Origin of the sequence: Noviherbaspirillum sp., from assembly GCF_035254865.1 — a bacterium.
Lineage (GTDB): Bacteria > Pseudomonadota > Gammaproteobacteria > Burkholderiales > Burkholderiaceae_D > Noviherbaspirillum.
In genome coordinates this window covers 1-15,165 of sequence record NZ_DATFAF010000036.1, presented here as the reverse complement: position 1 = coordinate 15,165, position 15,165 = coordinate 1, and the positions used below count along the sequence as shown (strand labels likewise).

Genomic DNA, 15,165 nt, shown 5'->3' with positions numbered 1-15,165 from the left:
GTGGCGCTACTGCACTTGTGGCAGGGTCAGGGAGGTATTCACCGGCAGCGCGGATTCGCGCAGTAACCGGATATCGCCGTACCACGCCTCGGTGGATTCGCCGGTATTGTCGGTATCGGTCAGCACGCCGATGCCGATCAGCCGGCCCGGCTTTTCGCCGAAGGCCTTCTCGTAGTCCTCGACGATATTGCGGGTGAACGCGCGCCACTCGCCGATGCCCGCCGAGCCGCTCTCGGCCACCATCATCTTGATGCGATTGCTGTAGGTGCTGCGGATGATGGTGCCGACCGGCGCATTGTTTTCCCAGATGTACATCAGGGTGGCGTAGGGGAAATCATGGCCGGTCACGACCTTGGCGGTTTCGAACAGGACTTGATCCGTGAACGGAAGCTTCTCCTTGTCGCCGTCGAATCCGAGAACGATGCGTACCGGTGAATCCTCGGTGGCGCGCTGCGTATTATCCGCGCCCTTGAGCAAAGCCGGAATCTTCCATTGCCACTGGAGCCACGGATGACCTGCCGTATCGACGTTCAGCGTATGCATCAATGCCGATGAGGCACTGTTGGCGCGCGCATGCAGAACGGTCCTGCCTTCCTTGCGCACGAGTTGATATTCGGTCTGCTTCTTGTTGCGCAGGATGATCAGCGGCTTCCAGCCCTCCGGGATTCCGCCGGGAGGATTGGCGGAAAAGAGCGTGAGCCTGCCGTCCGTGTTCGCCGGCTTGGCGGATTGCTCGACCGGATTGCCGCCGGGGTCGAGCGCGCATCCGGTGATCACAAGCGGCAACAAGAACGAAACGGCAAAATGTTTCATGACGGAACGGATCAAAGGCACACGCTCCGTATCGACGTCTGCGTTCTGCACTCAGACTAGAAATCGGTGAACAGCGGCGTTTGCGGCCTGACAATTTGGGATGAATGGATTGTATAGCGTAGCGAAGTCACTTCCGCCGCGATTTGATTTTCGTCGGTCTTTTCGTGAGCAAAATGCCAACGAAGCTGATGATATTTTGCAACAACATCGCGATGCGCGATACTGATCATCCCGGCGTCTGGCAACTCTTGCAACACCAGTTCGTACAAATGCGCTTCGGTCTCGGGATCGAGCGCGCTCGTCGCCTCGTCCAGGAACAGCATCTGCGGTCGCGTCAGCAATGCCCGCACAAAGGCCAGCCGCTGCTGCTCGCCCGGCGAGAGACGCTGGCTCCAGTTATCCATTTCATCGAGCTTTTCCGCCAGGTGAGGCAGCTTGCACAGTTCGAGGAAATGCCGGATCGCGCGGTCCTTGTACGCTTCTTCGGCAGCCGGGTAGGCAATCGCTGCACGCAGCGTCCCGATCGGGAGATAGCTTTTTTGCGGCACGAAGAGCAGCTTCGCTTCGTTCGGTACTTCGACGCTGCCCGAGCCATACGGCCAGATGCCCGCGATGGCGCGGAACAAGGTCGACTTGCCGCAGCCGGACGGTCCGGTAATCAGGATGCGTTGACCGACATGAATGCTCGTCGACAGCGGCCTAGTCAGCGTGTGCCCGCCAGGCAATCGCAGCTCCACATCATCCAGCAGGATCGCGCCGACGTTGTTGCGCTCGACATTGATGCCGGCCTCTTGCGTACGGGCCGCGGTCACCGCCGCATGGAAACCCGCAAGCCGGTTGACGCTCGCCTTCCAGCTCGCGAGGGAACTGAAGGCATTGATAAACCATGACAAGGACTCTTGCACCTGACCGAAGGCCGAGCTGATCTGCATCAGTCCGCCGAACGTGATGGCGCCGCTGAAATAACGCGGCGCGCCAACCAGGAATGGAAAGATGATGGCGAACTGCGCGTAAAAATTCGACGCGACATTCAATCGCTTGGTGGTGCGCATGATGGTCCACCAGTTCTGCCGGATCCATTCGAAGCGGCCCGCCAGTTGCGCGCGTTCCTGCGACTCGCCGCGATATAGCGCAACCGGCTCCGCGTGCTCGCGGATGCGCACCAGGCCGAAACGGAAATCCGCCTCGTAACGTTGCTGCAGGAAATTCTGCAGCACCAGCGGCTTGCCGATCCACCACACCAGCGCGGAACCGATGACGGCATAGGCCATCGCAAACCACACCATGTAGCCCGGGATCGTGACGGATTGCGCGCCGAGCATGAACGACAGCGGGCCGCTGACCGACCACAGGATGCCGATGAAGGAAAACAGCTTCACCACGCTCGACAACAAGCCGATCGACAGCGAGAGAGAGCCGCTGGTCAGGAAGCTCAGATCCTCGGCTATACGCTGATCGGGGTTGTCGGCGGAACGGGTCTGTTCGATCCGGTAATAGGCCTGATTGCTCAGCCATTCATCCAGGTATTGCCGCGTCATCCAGGCGCGCCAGCGCATCTCCAGCGACTGGGTGAGGTAGACCTGATAGATGGCCACCGTGATATAGATGAACGCGAGATAGGAGAATCGCCAGAGCTGTTCCTTGAAGGCGGTGAAGGCCTTGTTCTCCAATGCGTTGTAGAAGTCGCGATTCCATGCATTGAACTGCACATCGAGATAGACCATGCCAAGCGCCAGCGCAATCACCGCCGCCAGCAAGCCGCACGCCTTCCAGCGCTCCTCGGAAATCCAGTAGGGCTTGACCAGATTCCATACCAGGCGCCAATCGATGCGTTCCTGAAGCTTGACCGTCATAGAAAATTACAAGGAGTCGAAAATGAATGAGGCACGGCAATCGCATTGCCAGGGACTGCCGCCGGCGCTTGCGTGTGCAAAGGTGTGTTCAAGGCAGTTTGTCGGCATCCTTGCCGAGGCGCTTGCCGGGATTGAGGCGTTCCAGGGCAAGCAAGGCCGCAGACTGATCGGCATTCGGCACGGCGTCGGCGATGCTGCGATAAATGTCGGTGACGAGCTCGGCCACCGGCAGATGCACCCCGGCCGCAGATGCGGCAATCAGGACGTTTTCCAGGTCCTTGGTCTGGCTTTTCACCTGACCGCCGGGCAGGAAGTTACGTTCCAGCATGCGCTGGCCGTGCACGTCGAGGATGCGGCTCTCGGCGAATCCGCCGCGGATGGCGGCACGTACGGCAGCAGGATCCGCCCCGCCGGCCTGCGCCAGCAGCAAGGCTTCGGCCACGATGCTCAGCGTGCCGCCGACGATCAGCTGATTGCAGAGTTTTGCCACCTGGCCGCATCCCGCGGGCCCGACAAGAATTGCACGGCCCATCACGCGCAGGATTGGCTCGGCCCTTACGAAGTCCGCCGGGCTCCCGCCCGCCATGATGGCGAGCGTTCCGGCCTCCGCCCCCATGACGCCGCCGGATACGGGCGCATCGACGAATGCGACTCTGCGCGCGGCCAGCCTGGCATGCATTTCCTGCGCCTCGGACTGGCGCGTCGAACTCATGTCGATCACCAGGGTTCCGGGACGCAGAGCGGATAGTGCAGCATCGATCACCTGCGCCACCGCCGGCCCGGCTTCCAGCATCGTGATGACGAGGTCGGCCTGCGCTACCGCTTCGCTCGGAGTATCCGCAACCGACGCGCCAAAGGGTGCGAGCGCCTCCGCCTTGGCCCGTGTGCGATTCCACGCAGTCAATCGGTACCCCGCGTGGAGCAGTCGAGTCGCCATCGGCTTACCCATCAGCCCAATGCCGAGAAATGCGATGGCTGGTAGCGGTACGGAAATACTCAAGCTGCTCTCCTCGTAAAAATCGGATTCATTGCATAATGATGCATCATCATCTCAAAATAATAACTTCCATGTCGACGAGCAAGATAGAGGTTCTGTTCGATACCCCAATGTTGCTGGGCGAATGCCCCGTGTGGCACCCCGAAGAATCGGCTCTGTACTGGATCGACATCGTGGGTACGGCCGTGCATCGATTCGTCCCCGGGACTGGCAAGCACGATTCCTGGGCCTTGCCCTCCGAACCCGGCTGCATCGCGCGTTGCGCGAGCGGCGGACTGATCGTCGCCATGCGTTCCGGCCTGTCCATGCTGGACACGCGAAATGGCGGCCTGCACCATGTTGCCGACGCGCCTTACGACAGCACGCGCATCCGTTTCAACGACGGTCGTTGCGACGCCGCGGGTCGGCTGTGGACAGGCACATTGTACGACCCGCGCGACCAGCCCGGCGGATCGCTTTACTGCATTGAACGCGGCACGATTCGCGATGCAGGCAAACCGGTGACCGTGTCCAACGGGGTGGCCTTCAGCATCGACAACCGCACGCTGTATCACACCGACACCACGGCGCACAGGATCATGGCCTATGATTTCGATCTCGCCACCGGCAGCGTGGGAAACGGGCGCGTGTTCAAGCAGTTCTCGACGGACAAATCGCACAATTACGGCGGCCGCCCCGACGGCGCCGCCGTCGACAGCGAAGACGCCTACTGGTGCGCGATGTACGAGGGCGGCCGCCTGCTGCGGCTGGCGCCTTCGGGCGAGGTGCTGCAGGAAATCACCCTGCCTGTACGCTGCCCCACCATGATCGCTTTCGGCGGCGATGACCTGCGCACGCTTTACATCACGACGGTGAGCAACAAGCGCCCCGCGGACGAACTGGCGGCGCACCCCTTGTCCGGCTATGTGCTGAGCCTGCGGGTCGATGTGCCCGGCCGTATTGAGACACCCTACGTCGCGTGAAACTTCGCGGCCTCTCCGGGCCCGCTTTCATCCTTGGCTTGTATTTGTTTCCAGACGTTCTTACTCGAGGTTATCCATGCCCAAACAGATTCCAACGCTAACAAGAGCGCTTGCCGTTTGCTGTGCCCTTGCCGTATTTCCGCTGTCGAGTCATGCGATTGATTCGGCCTCTCTTGAATACGGCGACGGCAACAAGACAAAGCTGGTGCGCCTCGGTGTCCAATGGAAATGGAACAAGCGGTGGTGGCATTCGAACGGAACCCATATCGGCGGATACTGGGATCTCAGCCTGGCACGATGGCATGCCACGAATTTCAGGAACATCCCCGGCAACACACAGAACATCGCGGTGCTCGGCTTCACCCCCGTGTTTCGCCTTCAGAGCGACAGCCTGACGGGTTTTTATCTGGAGGGCGGCATTGGCGCCAACCTGCTGTCCGAGGTTTACAACAGCAATCACCGCCAACTCTCCACGAGTTTCCAGTTCGGCGATCAAATCGGCGTCGGCTACGTGTTTCCGAACAAGCTCGATATCGCGCTGAAAGCCGAGCACTTCTCGAATGGCGGCATCAAGGAACCCAATAGCGGCATCAATTTCGTGATGTTGCGGGCGAGCTACCCGTTCTAGTTTCAAATGTCATGGCGCGCGGCGCAGGCGTCCGTCAGATGCCGCCCACGCACAGGTACTTGATCACGAGATAGTCATCCATCCCGTATTTCGATCCTTCGCGGCCGAGGCCGGATTGCTTGACGCCGCCGAAGGGCGCCACCTCGTTGGAAATCAGTCCGGTGTTGATGCCGACCATGCCGCTTTCCAGTGCTTCCGCGACACGCCAGACGCGGCCGATATCGCGTGCAAAGAAATAGCTGGCGAGACCGAACTCGGTATCGTTGGCCATCGCGATCGCGTCCGCGTCGTTCTTGAAGCGGAACAGCGGCGCCAGCGGGCCGAAGGTCTCTTCCTTCGCCACGCGCATGTCGGAGGTGACGTCGGCAATGACGGTCGGTTCGAAGAAGGTGTGGCCGAGCGCATGCCGCTTGCCGCCCGTCAGCACGCGTCCGCCCTTGGCCAGCGCATCGGTGACATGCTGCTCGACTTTCGCGACCGCATCGCTATCGATCAGCGGCCCCTGCGTCACGCCCGGTTCAAGGCCATTGCCGACTTTCAGCTTCCTCACTGCGGCCACCAGCTTGTCGGCGAAGGCGTCATACACCCCGTCCTGTACATACAGCCGGTTGGCGCACACGCAAGTCTGGCCGGCGTTGCGGTACTTGGAAACGATCGCGCCTTCGACCGCCGCATCAAGATCGGCATCGTCGAACACGATGAAGGGCGCGTTGCCGCCGAGTTCGAGCGAAAGCTTCTTGATGGTCGCGGCCGACTGCTGCATCAGCAAACGGCCCACTTCGGTGGAGCCGGTAAAGCTGAGCTTGCGCACCGTCGGGTTGGACGTCATCTCGCCGCCGATGGCGCGCGCATCGCCGGTAATGACGGAAAACACGCCGGCCGGCACGCCAGCGCGCTCCGCCAGCACCGCCATCGCAAGTGCCGAGAAGGGCGTGCCTTCCGCAGGCTTCACGATCATCGGACAACCGGCAGCCAGCGCCGGCCCGACCTTGCGCGTGATCATCGCCGACGGAAAATTCCAGGGCGTGATCGCGGCGCAGACGCCGATCGGTTCCTTCGTCACCACCAGCCTGCGATCGGCCCAGGGCGATTGCAGGGTATCGCCCGCCACGCGCTTGGCTTCCTCGGCAAACCATTCGATGAAGGAAGCAGCATAGGCAATTTCACCGCGCGCCTCGGCCAGCGGCTTACCCTGCTCGACCGTCATGATCAGCGCCAGGTCATCCACATTGGCCAGCATGAGGTCGTTCCATTTGCGAAGAATCGCGCTGCGCTCTTTCGCCGTCTTCGCACGCCAGCCGCACCAGGCCGCATTGGCCGCTTCAATCGCGCGGCGCGTCTCGGCAGCGCCCATGTTCGGCACGGTACCAATGGTTTCACCGGTGGCGGGGTTGGTCACCGGGAATCGTTCGCCATTGTCGGCGTCGCACCATTGACCGTTGAGATAGGCTTGCTGACGCAGCAGCGACGAATCTTTCAGTTGCAGCATGGGATGGCTCCGAAAAATTTAATATTTGGCCGCGGCCTTGTTGCGCCCGCGCAGCCATTCCAGCACCAGCAGCAGGCAGGTCGAGAACACGATCAGGATGGTCGCCAGCGCGGCGATGGCCGGGCTGATGTTCTCGCGAATGCCTGAGAACATCTGGCGCGGCAGCGTCGACTGGTCGGGACCAGCGACGAACAGCGTGATGACAACTTCATCGAAGGATGTCGCGAACGCAAACAGCGCACCGGAGATCAGCCCCGGCGCAATCACCGGCAAGGTGATTTTGAAGAAGGTGCGCAAGGGGCTCGCGCCGAGGCTCAGGCTGGCGCGCACCAGGTTCTGGTTGAATCCTTGCAAGGTGGCCGACACGGTAGTGACGACAAAGGGCGCGCCCAATGCGGCATGCGCAAGAATCAATCCGACATAGGTTTCGGACAAGCCGATCGCCGCAAAGAAAATGTAGATGCCGACGCCCACCACCACCACCGGGACTATCATCGGCGAAATCAGCACCGCCATGACCAGCGCCTTGCCGCGGAAGTCCGCCTTGTTCAAGCCGACGGACGCAAGCGTGCCGAGCACTGTGGCGAGCACCGTGGCGGCGGGCGCGACAATGAAGCTGTTCTGCGCCGCGCGTATCCATTCATCCGAGTCAAACAGGCTCTGGTACCAGCGCAGCGAGAATCCCGGAATCGGATAGGACAGGAAAGTGCTGTCGGCAAACGATAGTGGAATGATCACCAGGATCGGCAGCATCAGGAACAGCAGCGTCAGCCCGTTCAATCCGCGCAGGATGAAAAACCAGGCGCGTTCGGCGAACGACTGGTAAGGAGCGAAGGTCGGCAAGAAGGTTTTCATGGCGTATCCGGTTTCAATGTGATTGCAGCGGCATGCGAGCGAGGGATGGCATCCTCATCCCATGCCCACCTCCATCCTGGCAAAGCGGCGGTACACGCCATACAGCAGCAAGGTCGCCGCCAGCAGCAGTGCACCCAGCGCGCATGCCATGCCCCAGTTGATCGTCACATTGATGAAGTAAGCGACGTAATAACTGACCATCTGTTCGTTGGTGCCGCCCAGCAGCGCCGGCGTGATGTAATAGCCGAGCGCCAGGATAAAGACCAGCAGCGCGCCGGCGCCGACACCCGGATAAGTCTGCGGCACATAGACACGCCAGAACGCGGCGAACGGATGGCTGCCAAGCGAAATCGCCGCGCGCATATAGGTAGGCGGAATCGATTTCATCACGCTGTACAGGGGCAGGATCATGAACGGCAGCAGAATGTGCGTCATGGAGATGTAGGTTCCGGTGCGATTGAAGATCAATTCGAGCGGGCCGTTGGTGACGTGCAGCGCCATCAGCGTCTTGTTGACCAGTCCTTCCGATTGCAGCAACACCATCCACGCCGCCACGCGCACCAGGATCGAGGTCCAGAACGGAATGAGGACCAGGATCATGAATAAATTCGCACGCCGTTCCGACATGGTGGAAAGCCAGTAGGCCAGCGGATAGCCGAGCAGCAGGCAGAACAGCGTGACACCGAGGCTGATGACGAAAGTGCGGACGAAGATTTGCCTGTAGGCCGACTCGTCTTCGGGAATGCGCACGATCTTGCCGGTGCCATCCTGGCGCAAATCGAGCGCCGCCAGCAGATAGTAGGGCGAGTAGCGGGAACCATTCTTGGCGATCACCTGCCAGTACGCCGGCTTGCCCCATTGTTCATCGATGTCGATCAGCGCCTGCTTGAATTGCGTCGCTGTCATCTTGCCGCCATCCGCCGCCTGCAAGGGCATGGCATGCGTGGTCTTCATGATCACGGAACGCGCACCCGGAAGTTCCGTGTTGATGCGACGAGCGACGCTGCCGGCTGCGTTCTGCTGTTGCGCCGCAGCCAGATCGGCGGCGAGCGCGGCATAGGCGGCATCCGGCGGAACACTGACACGGTCCCATCCTTTCAACACCGTTACCGTCTGCGGCAAGCCGTCGGCGATTTCCGGATTTTCGATGGCGCGCTTGAGGAGAATGGCGATCGGCGCAACAAACACGATCAGCAGGAAAATGACCAGCGGCGCGATGAGCGCGATCGCGGCCAGGCGCTTGCGCAGCTGCGCCCGATGCAGCTCGCGCTTCAACTGCACTGTCGAAGGTTCCACGTAGGGCATATCGATGGCCGGAGCGATTGCGGAAGTAGTCATATCGCAATTTCAGTGAAGATGAAAAATGATGCCGCGCCACGCATGTCGCCCGAGCAGCATGAGCAGCACGGCATCAGGCCCGCCGCCACGGACTGGAGAAGTCCGTAACGGCGGGGGAGACAGGCTTATCGCGCCGCCCAGGCGGTGAAGCGTTGTTCCAGCTCCTCGCCGTGATCGGTCCAGAACTTCATGTTCTGCTGCACCGAATCCTTGACGTTGGTCGTGGAGGTCGGCAACTGGGACAACATCTTGTAGTCCATGCGCTTGAAGGCATTGTTGTTGACCGGGCCGTAGGCAATCTTGCCGGCGTATTGATGCTGCGCTTCCGGCGTGCTGGAGAAGGCGATGAATTTTTCCGCGATTTCCTTGTTCTTCGCGCCCTTCGGAATCACCCAGTAATCCAGGTCGTAAATGCCGCCGGCCCAGGTAATCGCCAGGTTCTTGCCTTCGCGTTGCGCGGCATCGATGCGGCCGTTATAGACGGTCGACATCACGACATCGCCGGCAACCAGGAATTGCGGCGGTTGCGCACCGGCTTCCCACCACTGGATGTTGTTCTTCAGTTCATCCAGCTTCTTGAATGCGCGATCGACACCCGCCTTGGTAGCCAGCACGTTGTACACTTCCTTGGTCGGCACGCCATCAGCCATCAGTGCAAACTCCAGGTTATAGCGCGCGCCCTTGCGCATGCCGCGCTTGCCCGGGAATTTCTTGATGTCCCAGAAATCGGCCCAGCCTTTGGGCGCGGTCTTGAGCTTGTCGGCGTTATATCCGAGCACGGTCGACCAGACAAATGCCCCGAAACCGCATTCATGGAAAGCGGCGGGGATGAAGTCCTCTTTCTTGCCAATCTTGGCGGCGTCGATTTTTTCCAGCAAACCTTCTTCACAGGCGCGACCGATTTCACCGGACTCGACTTCGACCAGGTCCCAGCTCACTTTTTTGGTTTCGACCATCGCCTTGAGCTTGGCCATTTCGCCGTTGTACTCGACGACCGTCACCTTGTTGCCGGTCGCTTTCTGGAACGGCTCAACATAGGCAGCTTTTTGCGCGAGGCTGTTGGCGCCGCCGAAATTGACCACGGTCAGCTCGCCTGCATGGGCAAACCCGGCGGACAGGGCTGCGCTCAGCAGGATGGGTTTAAGGGTGCGTTTCATCTGTGCTCCTTCTCTCGTATTGTTGGATGTGATGGGTAATCATGTCCCGCTAACCGGTCGGGATACATCTGGATTCACCCCTTCTTGTGCGAGGGCGTCATCCGGAATGGGTGGCTAATGAAAGATGCGCAGGCGCTCTGGCTCGATGCCCAGTCGTACCGGCGCGCCGGTCGAAAGATCGAGCGAGGCAGCGTCATGCAAGGCAATCTTGACGAAGCAATCGTCCTGCTTCGGCAAGGCGCAGCGCACGCGCACGTGGTCGCCGAAATAGATCAGGTCCGACACGCTCGCGCGCAGTGCATTCGGGATCTCGGCATGCGCAGCATGAAGGCGGATACGTTCCGGCCGTACGCACGCCGTCACGTTCTGGCCGGGTTGTGCGGAATTGACGTTCAGACCGTTCAGGATGCTGCCATCCGGCAGGCGCACGTCGCACTGCCCGCCCGACACGGACGACACAGTGCCGTTGATGCGATTGTTATCGCCGATAAAACCGGCGACGAACTGGTTCTGCGGGAATTCGTACAGCTCGTCGACCACCGCGAGCTGCTGGATCACGCCCTGATCGAATACCGCGACGCGATCGGACATGGTGAGCGCTTCGCTCTGATCGTGCGTGACATACACGAAGGTCACGCCGAGACGCTGATGCAGCGCCTTCAACTCCAATTGCATGTGTTCACGCAATTGCTTGTCGAGCGCTCCCAATGGTTCATCCATCAACACCAGCTTGGGTTCGAACACGAGGGCGCGCGCCAATGCAATGCGCTGCTGCTGCCCGCCGGACAGCTGGGCCGAATAACGGTCCGCGAATTTCCCCATCTGCACCATGTCGAGCGCCTGCTTCACCTTGGCCGCGCGCGTGCTGCTGTCCACGCCGCGCACGGTCAATGGATAAGCAACGTTTTGCGCAACCGTCATGTGCGGAAACAGTGCGTAATTCTGGAACACCATGCCGATGTTGCGCTTGTGCGGCGGCACCTTGTTCAACAACTGGCCATCGAGCCGAATCTCGCCGCCCGTCGGAAACTCGAAACCGGCCAGCATCATCAGGCATGTCGTCTTGCCCGATCCGGAGGGACCGAGCAGCGTCAGGAATTCGCCTCGCTCGATGTTGAGGTCGAGATGTTTGACGACGAGGTGTTCGCCGTCGTAGGTCTTCTTGACGCCCCGGAATTCAACCAGGGTGTCGCGCGTCGCATTGTCTTTGTGTATCACGGAATGTCCCCTTGTTATGGTGACCGGCGGCGGTGCATTGCCGCGCCGGCTTTACAAGCTGTCAGGCTTCCAGCATCGCGGCTTCCAGTACGGTCAATGCCTCGTCCATCAAATCATCACTGATTGTGAGCGGAAACAGGAAGCGAATGACATTGCTGTAGACGCCGCAGATCAATAGCAGTAAACCTCTTTCGAGCGCGCGTGTCTGCACCTTTTTTGCAAAATCCGCATCGGCTTCCGCGCTGCCGGGCTTGTTGAATTCCACCGCGACCATGGCACCCAGTCCGCGCACGTCGGCAATATGCGGAACGCGCTTGCGCAAGGAGTGAAGTTTTTCCTTGAGTTGCTGTCCGAGTTGCTCCGCACGCGCCGTCAGATTCTCTTCCTTGATCACGTCGAGAACGGCAAGTGCGGAAGCGACTGCCAGCGGGTTGCCCGCATAGGTGCCGCCCAGCCCGCCCGGTGCCGGCGCGTCCATGATTTCCGCGCGGCCGCAAACCGCGGACAGCGGCATGCCGCCGGCCAGGCTCTTGGCCATCGTCATCAAGTCAGGAATGACGTCGTAATGCTCCATCGCGAACAGCTTGCCGGTGCGCGCGAATCCCGTCTGCACCTCGTCGGCAATGAGCAGGATGCCGTGCTGATCGCACAGCTTGCGCAGTGCCTGCATGAATTCGACCGGAGCCGCATAGAATCCGCCCTCACCCTGCACCGGCTCAAGAATGATCGCCGCAACACGTTTCGGATCGACGTCGGATTTGAACAAGGTCTGCAAGGCAGCCAGCGAATCTTCCGTGCGCACGTCATGCGCAGGGATGGGAAACGGCGCGCGATACACCTCGCCGGGGAATGGTCCGAAACCGACTTTGTACGGCACGACCTTCCCGGTCAGCGCCATGCCCATCATGGTGCGGCCGTGGAAGCCTCCGCTGAACGCGATGATGGCCGAGCGTCCGGTAGCGGCGCGTGCGATCTTGATTGCGTTCTCGACGGCTTCGGCACCGGTGGAAAAGAGTGCCGTCTTCTTTGCATGATCGCCCGGCGTGATCGCATTGATGCGTTCCGCCAGCTCGACATAACTTTCATAAGGAACAACCTGATACGCCGTATGGGTGAACTTCCCGAGCTGCTGCTCGATCGCATGCATGAGCCGGGGATGACGGTGACCGGTGTTGAGCACGGCGATGCCGGCCGCGAAATCGATGTAGCGGCGATTCTCCACATCCCAGATTTCGGCGTTCGATGCACGGTCGGCATAGAACTGGCACATGACGCCAACGCCACGGGGTGTGGCGATATCCTTGCGCCTCTGCAGATCAGCGTTCTTCATGTCTACTCCATCTGTTTATCTCTATCGTGGGAGAGATACTAAGGCCGCTTTGGCGCTACAATGTAGATCCACTTTGAATTATTCGATGGTGCCACTTTGCGGGTTGCTGCTCTTTCCGACTTTCTGCTCCAGAGAATCGACCGCAACTGCGGCAAGCCGGTCAACCGCCAGCTTTACCAAGTCGTCCGCGAAGCCATCCTGTCGCGCGTCATGCCTGCAGGTCTGCAGCTCCCCTCCTCGCGCGACCTCGCACGCGAACTGAAAATATCCCGCAACACCGTCACCTACGCCTATGAACAATTGATGGCCGAGGGCTATCTGGAAACGCGCACCGGTGCCGGCACCTTCGTCACCGACACCGTGCCGGACCAGATTCCGGAGGTCGATGATATCGACATCAAGCGCCCCAGGCAGGGAAGCGACCTCGGCTTGTCGGAGCGCGGTGCGCAACTGGTGAAGCACGCCGGCGCATACAAATTTCAATGGGGCGCATTCATGCCCGGCGTCCCGGACGTCACCGCGTTCCCGAACAAGGTATGGAGCCGGCTGCAGAACAAATACTGGCGCCGCTCACGTTCGGACATGCTGACCTACGCCCATGGCGGCGGCTATCTTCCCTTGCGCGAAGCGATCGCCGAATATCTGCGGGTCGCACGATCGGTCAACTGCAGCGCCGAGCAAATCATTGTCACATCCGGCATTCACCAATCCATTGACCTTGCCTCCAAGTTGCTGGCCGATGTCAACGACCGCGCCTGGGTTGAGGATCCCTGCTATTGGGGTACGCGCAATGTGCTGACGTCGCTGAACCTGAAACCAACACCGATCGCAGTCGATGACGAAGGCATCAGCCCGGTCGCCGCAGACCTGCGCCACCCTCCGCGATTCATCTTCGTCACACCTTCGCATCAGTACCCGCTCGGGCAGGTAATGAGCCTGTCGCGCCGACGCATGCTGCTCGAATATGCAGCGGTCCACAGCATCTGGATTATCGAGGATGATTACGACAGCGAATTCCGCTACGCCAGCCGGCCGCTGGCTTCATTGCAAGGAATGGACACACACGACCGCGTGCTATATATCGGCTCATTCAGCAAGACGCTGTTTCCCGGTTTGCGTACCGGCTTCATCGTCGTTCCACCTGCGCTCGCGGAGGCATTCGCAACCGGATTATCGGACCTCTACCGCGGCGGACAACTGTTTACCCAGGCAGTGCTCGCCGACTTCATGACGGAGGGGCATTTTGCTTCGCACATACGCCGTATGCGCGTGTTGTACGCCGAGCGCCTCAATCTGCTGCGCGAATCCATTACACGCAATTTTGGTGATGCGTTGCCGATTTCCGGCGACGACGCCGGCCTGCATCTCGCGCTACTGCTGCCCGACGACTGTGACGACGTAGCGCTCGGCCGTGCCGCGCAAGCGCAGGGAATCATCGCAAGGTCGCTCTCAGGCTATTACATGAAGCCGTCGCGCGCAAAGAAGGGACTGATTCTAGGATATGCATGTGTTCCCGACGAGCTCATCGGGCCCACTTTCGACCGCCTCGCGGCTCTCATACGCAAGCATGCCAACTGCCCGTCCTGACTCATGGGTTGCCAAGTGTTCACCACTGCAGGGTTTTGTATTACCGCAATCCGAATAACGAGGCAAAGAATCCGCGGTGCTTTTCCGCGGATTCGGAACGCTGCCGCGGGCGAAGTTGAGACTTGATCGCCACAGCCTTATCGGCCAGCGTGACATATGGCGCCTCTTGTGCCTTTTCGGGCACCAAATGCTCCGCATACCATTTGCCGAAGCGGAGATCGTGAGTCATGATGTGCCCCACCAACCATTTGTTCAGGAAGCGGCGTAGTTCCTGCACGCGCTCCTCAGTCCAGCTGTCGCCACTGCCAAGAAAGTCGGCCACATGCCCGGCAAAGTCCTCGTGCAGCTTGAGGTGCTGCTCGAAAGCCGGATAGCCGCTTCGCTCCATCAGCGCCTGCTCGTTGGAAAAATGCACTACGACATAGTCCAGCAGCTCTTCGACCGTCTGCTGTACCGAGGCGAGGGTCAAGGCTTTGACGAGAGTGAAGAGGTGCTGGTGCTCTGCGTCCACCTGACTTCCTGAGTCATGATTGTTCTCCTGGTAGATGCCTCGTTAGCGAATTGAAAGCCGCCCGCGCGAGCTGCTACCGGGGTTGTGCGTACGATGCCAACCCCTGGATGAGCGCGGAGAACTGATGAGGGGTTTCATATGCTTGCTGATAGCAGCGCAAAACGTTTACCGTTTGAAACAGTGTATGTTTGCCTCGGGTCAGAAAACATTGATTTAGGTCAATTAAACCACATAGATAGAATGGATATTTTTGCCGTGATTACCGGTATAGCAAGTAGTGCGGCCCGGCTGGCGTGAAGGTATGCGGTGCGGCTTGGGGGAGGGATCGGAAAGCAAAAAGCCCCAGCTTTTGGGCTGGGGCTTTCTGGGTATAACAAGCCTGACGATTACCTACTTTCACACTGGTTGCAGCACTATCATCGGCGCG

13 protein-coding genes are annotated in these 15,165 nt (G+C 60.1%); 3 read left to right on the top strand and 10 right to left on the bottom strand.

The window, feature by feature from the left end:
* Positions 1 to 6: 6 nt before the first annotated feature.
* From VJ651_RS09720 to VJ651_RS09710, 3 genes are all read right to left on the bottom strand, one after another.
* Positions 7 to 813: a DUF3047 domain-containing protein gene (locus tag VJ651_RS09720; RefSeq protein ID WP_324107266.1), complete on the bottom strand. Its 807-nt coding sequence runs from the start codon at positions 811 to 813 to the stop codon at positions 7 to 9.
* 56 nt (positions 814 to 869) lie between these two features.
* Positions 870 to 2,666 (bottom strand): ABC transporter ATP-binding protein/permease, encoded by a 1,797-nt coding sequence (locus tag VJ651_RS09715; RefSeq protein ID WP_324107265.1) that lies wholly within the window; start codon positions 2,664 to 2,666, stop codon positions 870 to 872.
* An 88-nt stretch (positions 2,667 to 2,754) separates the two neighbouring features.
* The gene (locus tag VJ651_RS09710; protein WP_324107306.1) at positions 2,755 to 3,660 is read right to left on the bottom strand and encodes an NAD(P)-dependent oxidoreductase; all 906 of its coding nucleotides are present in this window, start codon (positions 3,658 to 3,660) and stop codon (positions 2,755 to 2,757) included.
* A 41-nt stretch (positions 3,661 to 3,701) separates the two neighbouring features.
* On the opposite strand from VJ651_RS09710, the gene VJ651_RS09705 reads away from it, so the two are divergent.
* Positions 3,702 to 4,625 (top strand): SMP-30/gluconolactonase/LRE family protein, encoded by a 924-nt coding sequence (locus VJ651_RS09705; protein ID WP_414691330.1) that lies wholly within the window; start codon positions 3,702 to 3,704, stop codon positions 4,623 to 4,625.
* Between the two features lie 76 nt (positions 4,626 to 4,701).
* Complete coding sequence (locus VJ651_RS09700; RefSeq protein ID WP_324107263.1) at positions 4,702 to 5,253, top strand: acyloxyacyl hydrolase; 552 nt, start codon at positions 4,702 to 4,704, stop codon at positions 5,251 to 5,253.
* A gap of 34 nt (positions 5,254 to 5,287) precedes the next feature.
* On the opposite strand, the gene gabD is transcribed toward VJ651_RS09700, so the two are convergent.
* From gabD to VJ651_RS09670, 6 genes are all read right to left on the bottom strand, one after another.
* Positions 5,288 to 6,742, bottom strand: coding sequence for an NADP-dependent succinate-semialdehyde dehydrogenase (gabD, locus tag VJ651_RS09695; protein WP_324107262.1), 1,455 nt, complete (start codon positions 6,740 to 6,742; stop codon positions 5,288 to 5,290).
* A gap of 18 nt (positions 6,743 to 6,760) precedes the next feature.
* Complete coding sequence (locus VJ651_RS09690) at positions 6,761 to 7,597, bottom strand: ABC transporter permease (RefSeq protein ID WP_324107261.1); 837 nt, start codon at positions 7,595 to 7,597, stop codon at positions 6,761 to 6,763.
* Positions 7,598 to 7,651: 54 nt separating this feature from the next.
* Positions 7,652 to 8,935, bottom strand: a complete 1,284-nt coding sequence (locus VJ651_RS09685) for an ABC transporter permease (RefSeq protein ID WP_324107260.1) — start codon at positions 8,933 to 8,935, stop codon at positions 7,652 to 7,654.
* A gap of 125 nt (positions 8,936 to 9,060) precedes the next feature.
* A complete protein-coding gene (locus tag VJ651_RS09680) occupies positions 9,061 to 10,092 on the bottom strand; it encodes an ABC transporter substrate-binding protein (RefSeq protein WP_324107259.1) in 1,032 nt (343 codons plus the stop codon).
* 114 nt (positions 10,093 to 10,206) lie between these two features.
* Entirely contained in the window at positions 10,207 to 11,310 is a 1,104-nt protein-coding gene (locus VJ651_RS09675; protein WP_324107258.1) for an ABC transporter ATP-binding protein, read from the bottom strand.
* A 61-nt stretch (positions 11,311 to 11,371) separates the two neighbouring features.
* The gene (locus VJ651_RS09670) at positions 11,372 to 12,640 is read right to left on the bottom strand and encodes a 4-aminobutyrate--2-oxoglutarate transaminase (protein ID WP_324107257.1); all 1,269 of its coding nucleotides are present in this window, start codon (positions 12,638 to 12,640) and stop codon (positions 11,372 to 11,374) included.
* A 96-nt stretch (positions 12,641 to 12,736) separates the two neighbouring features.
* On the opposite strand from VJ651_RS09670, the gene VJ651_RS09665 reads away from it, so the two are divergent.
* On the top strand, positions 12,737 to 14,227 hold the full coding sequence (locus tag VJ651_RS09665) for a PLP-dependent aminotransferase family protein (RefSeq protein WP_324107256.1): 1,491 nt from the start codon (positions 12,737 to 12,739) through the stop codon (positions 14,225 to 14,227).
* 40 nt (positions 14,228 to 14,267) lie between these two features.
* On the opposite strand, the gene VJ651_RS09660 is transcribed toward VJ651_RS09665, so the two are convergent.
* Complete coding sequence (locus VJ651_RS09660; RefSeq protein ID WP_324107255.1) at positions 14,268 to 14,738, bottom strand: hemerythrin family protein; 471 nt, start codon at positions 14,736 to 14,738, stop codon at positions 14,268 to 14,270.
* Positions 14,739 to 15,165 lie beyond the last annotated feature (427 nt).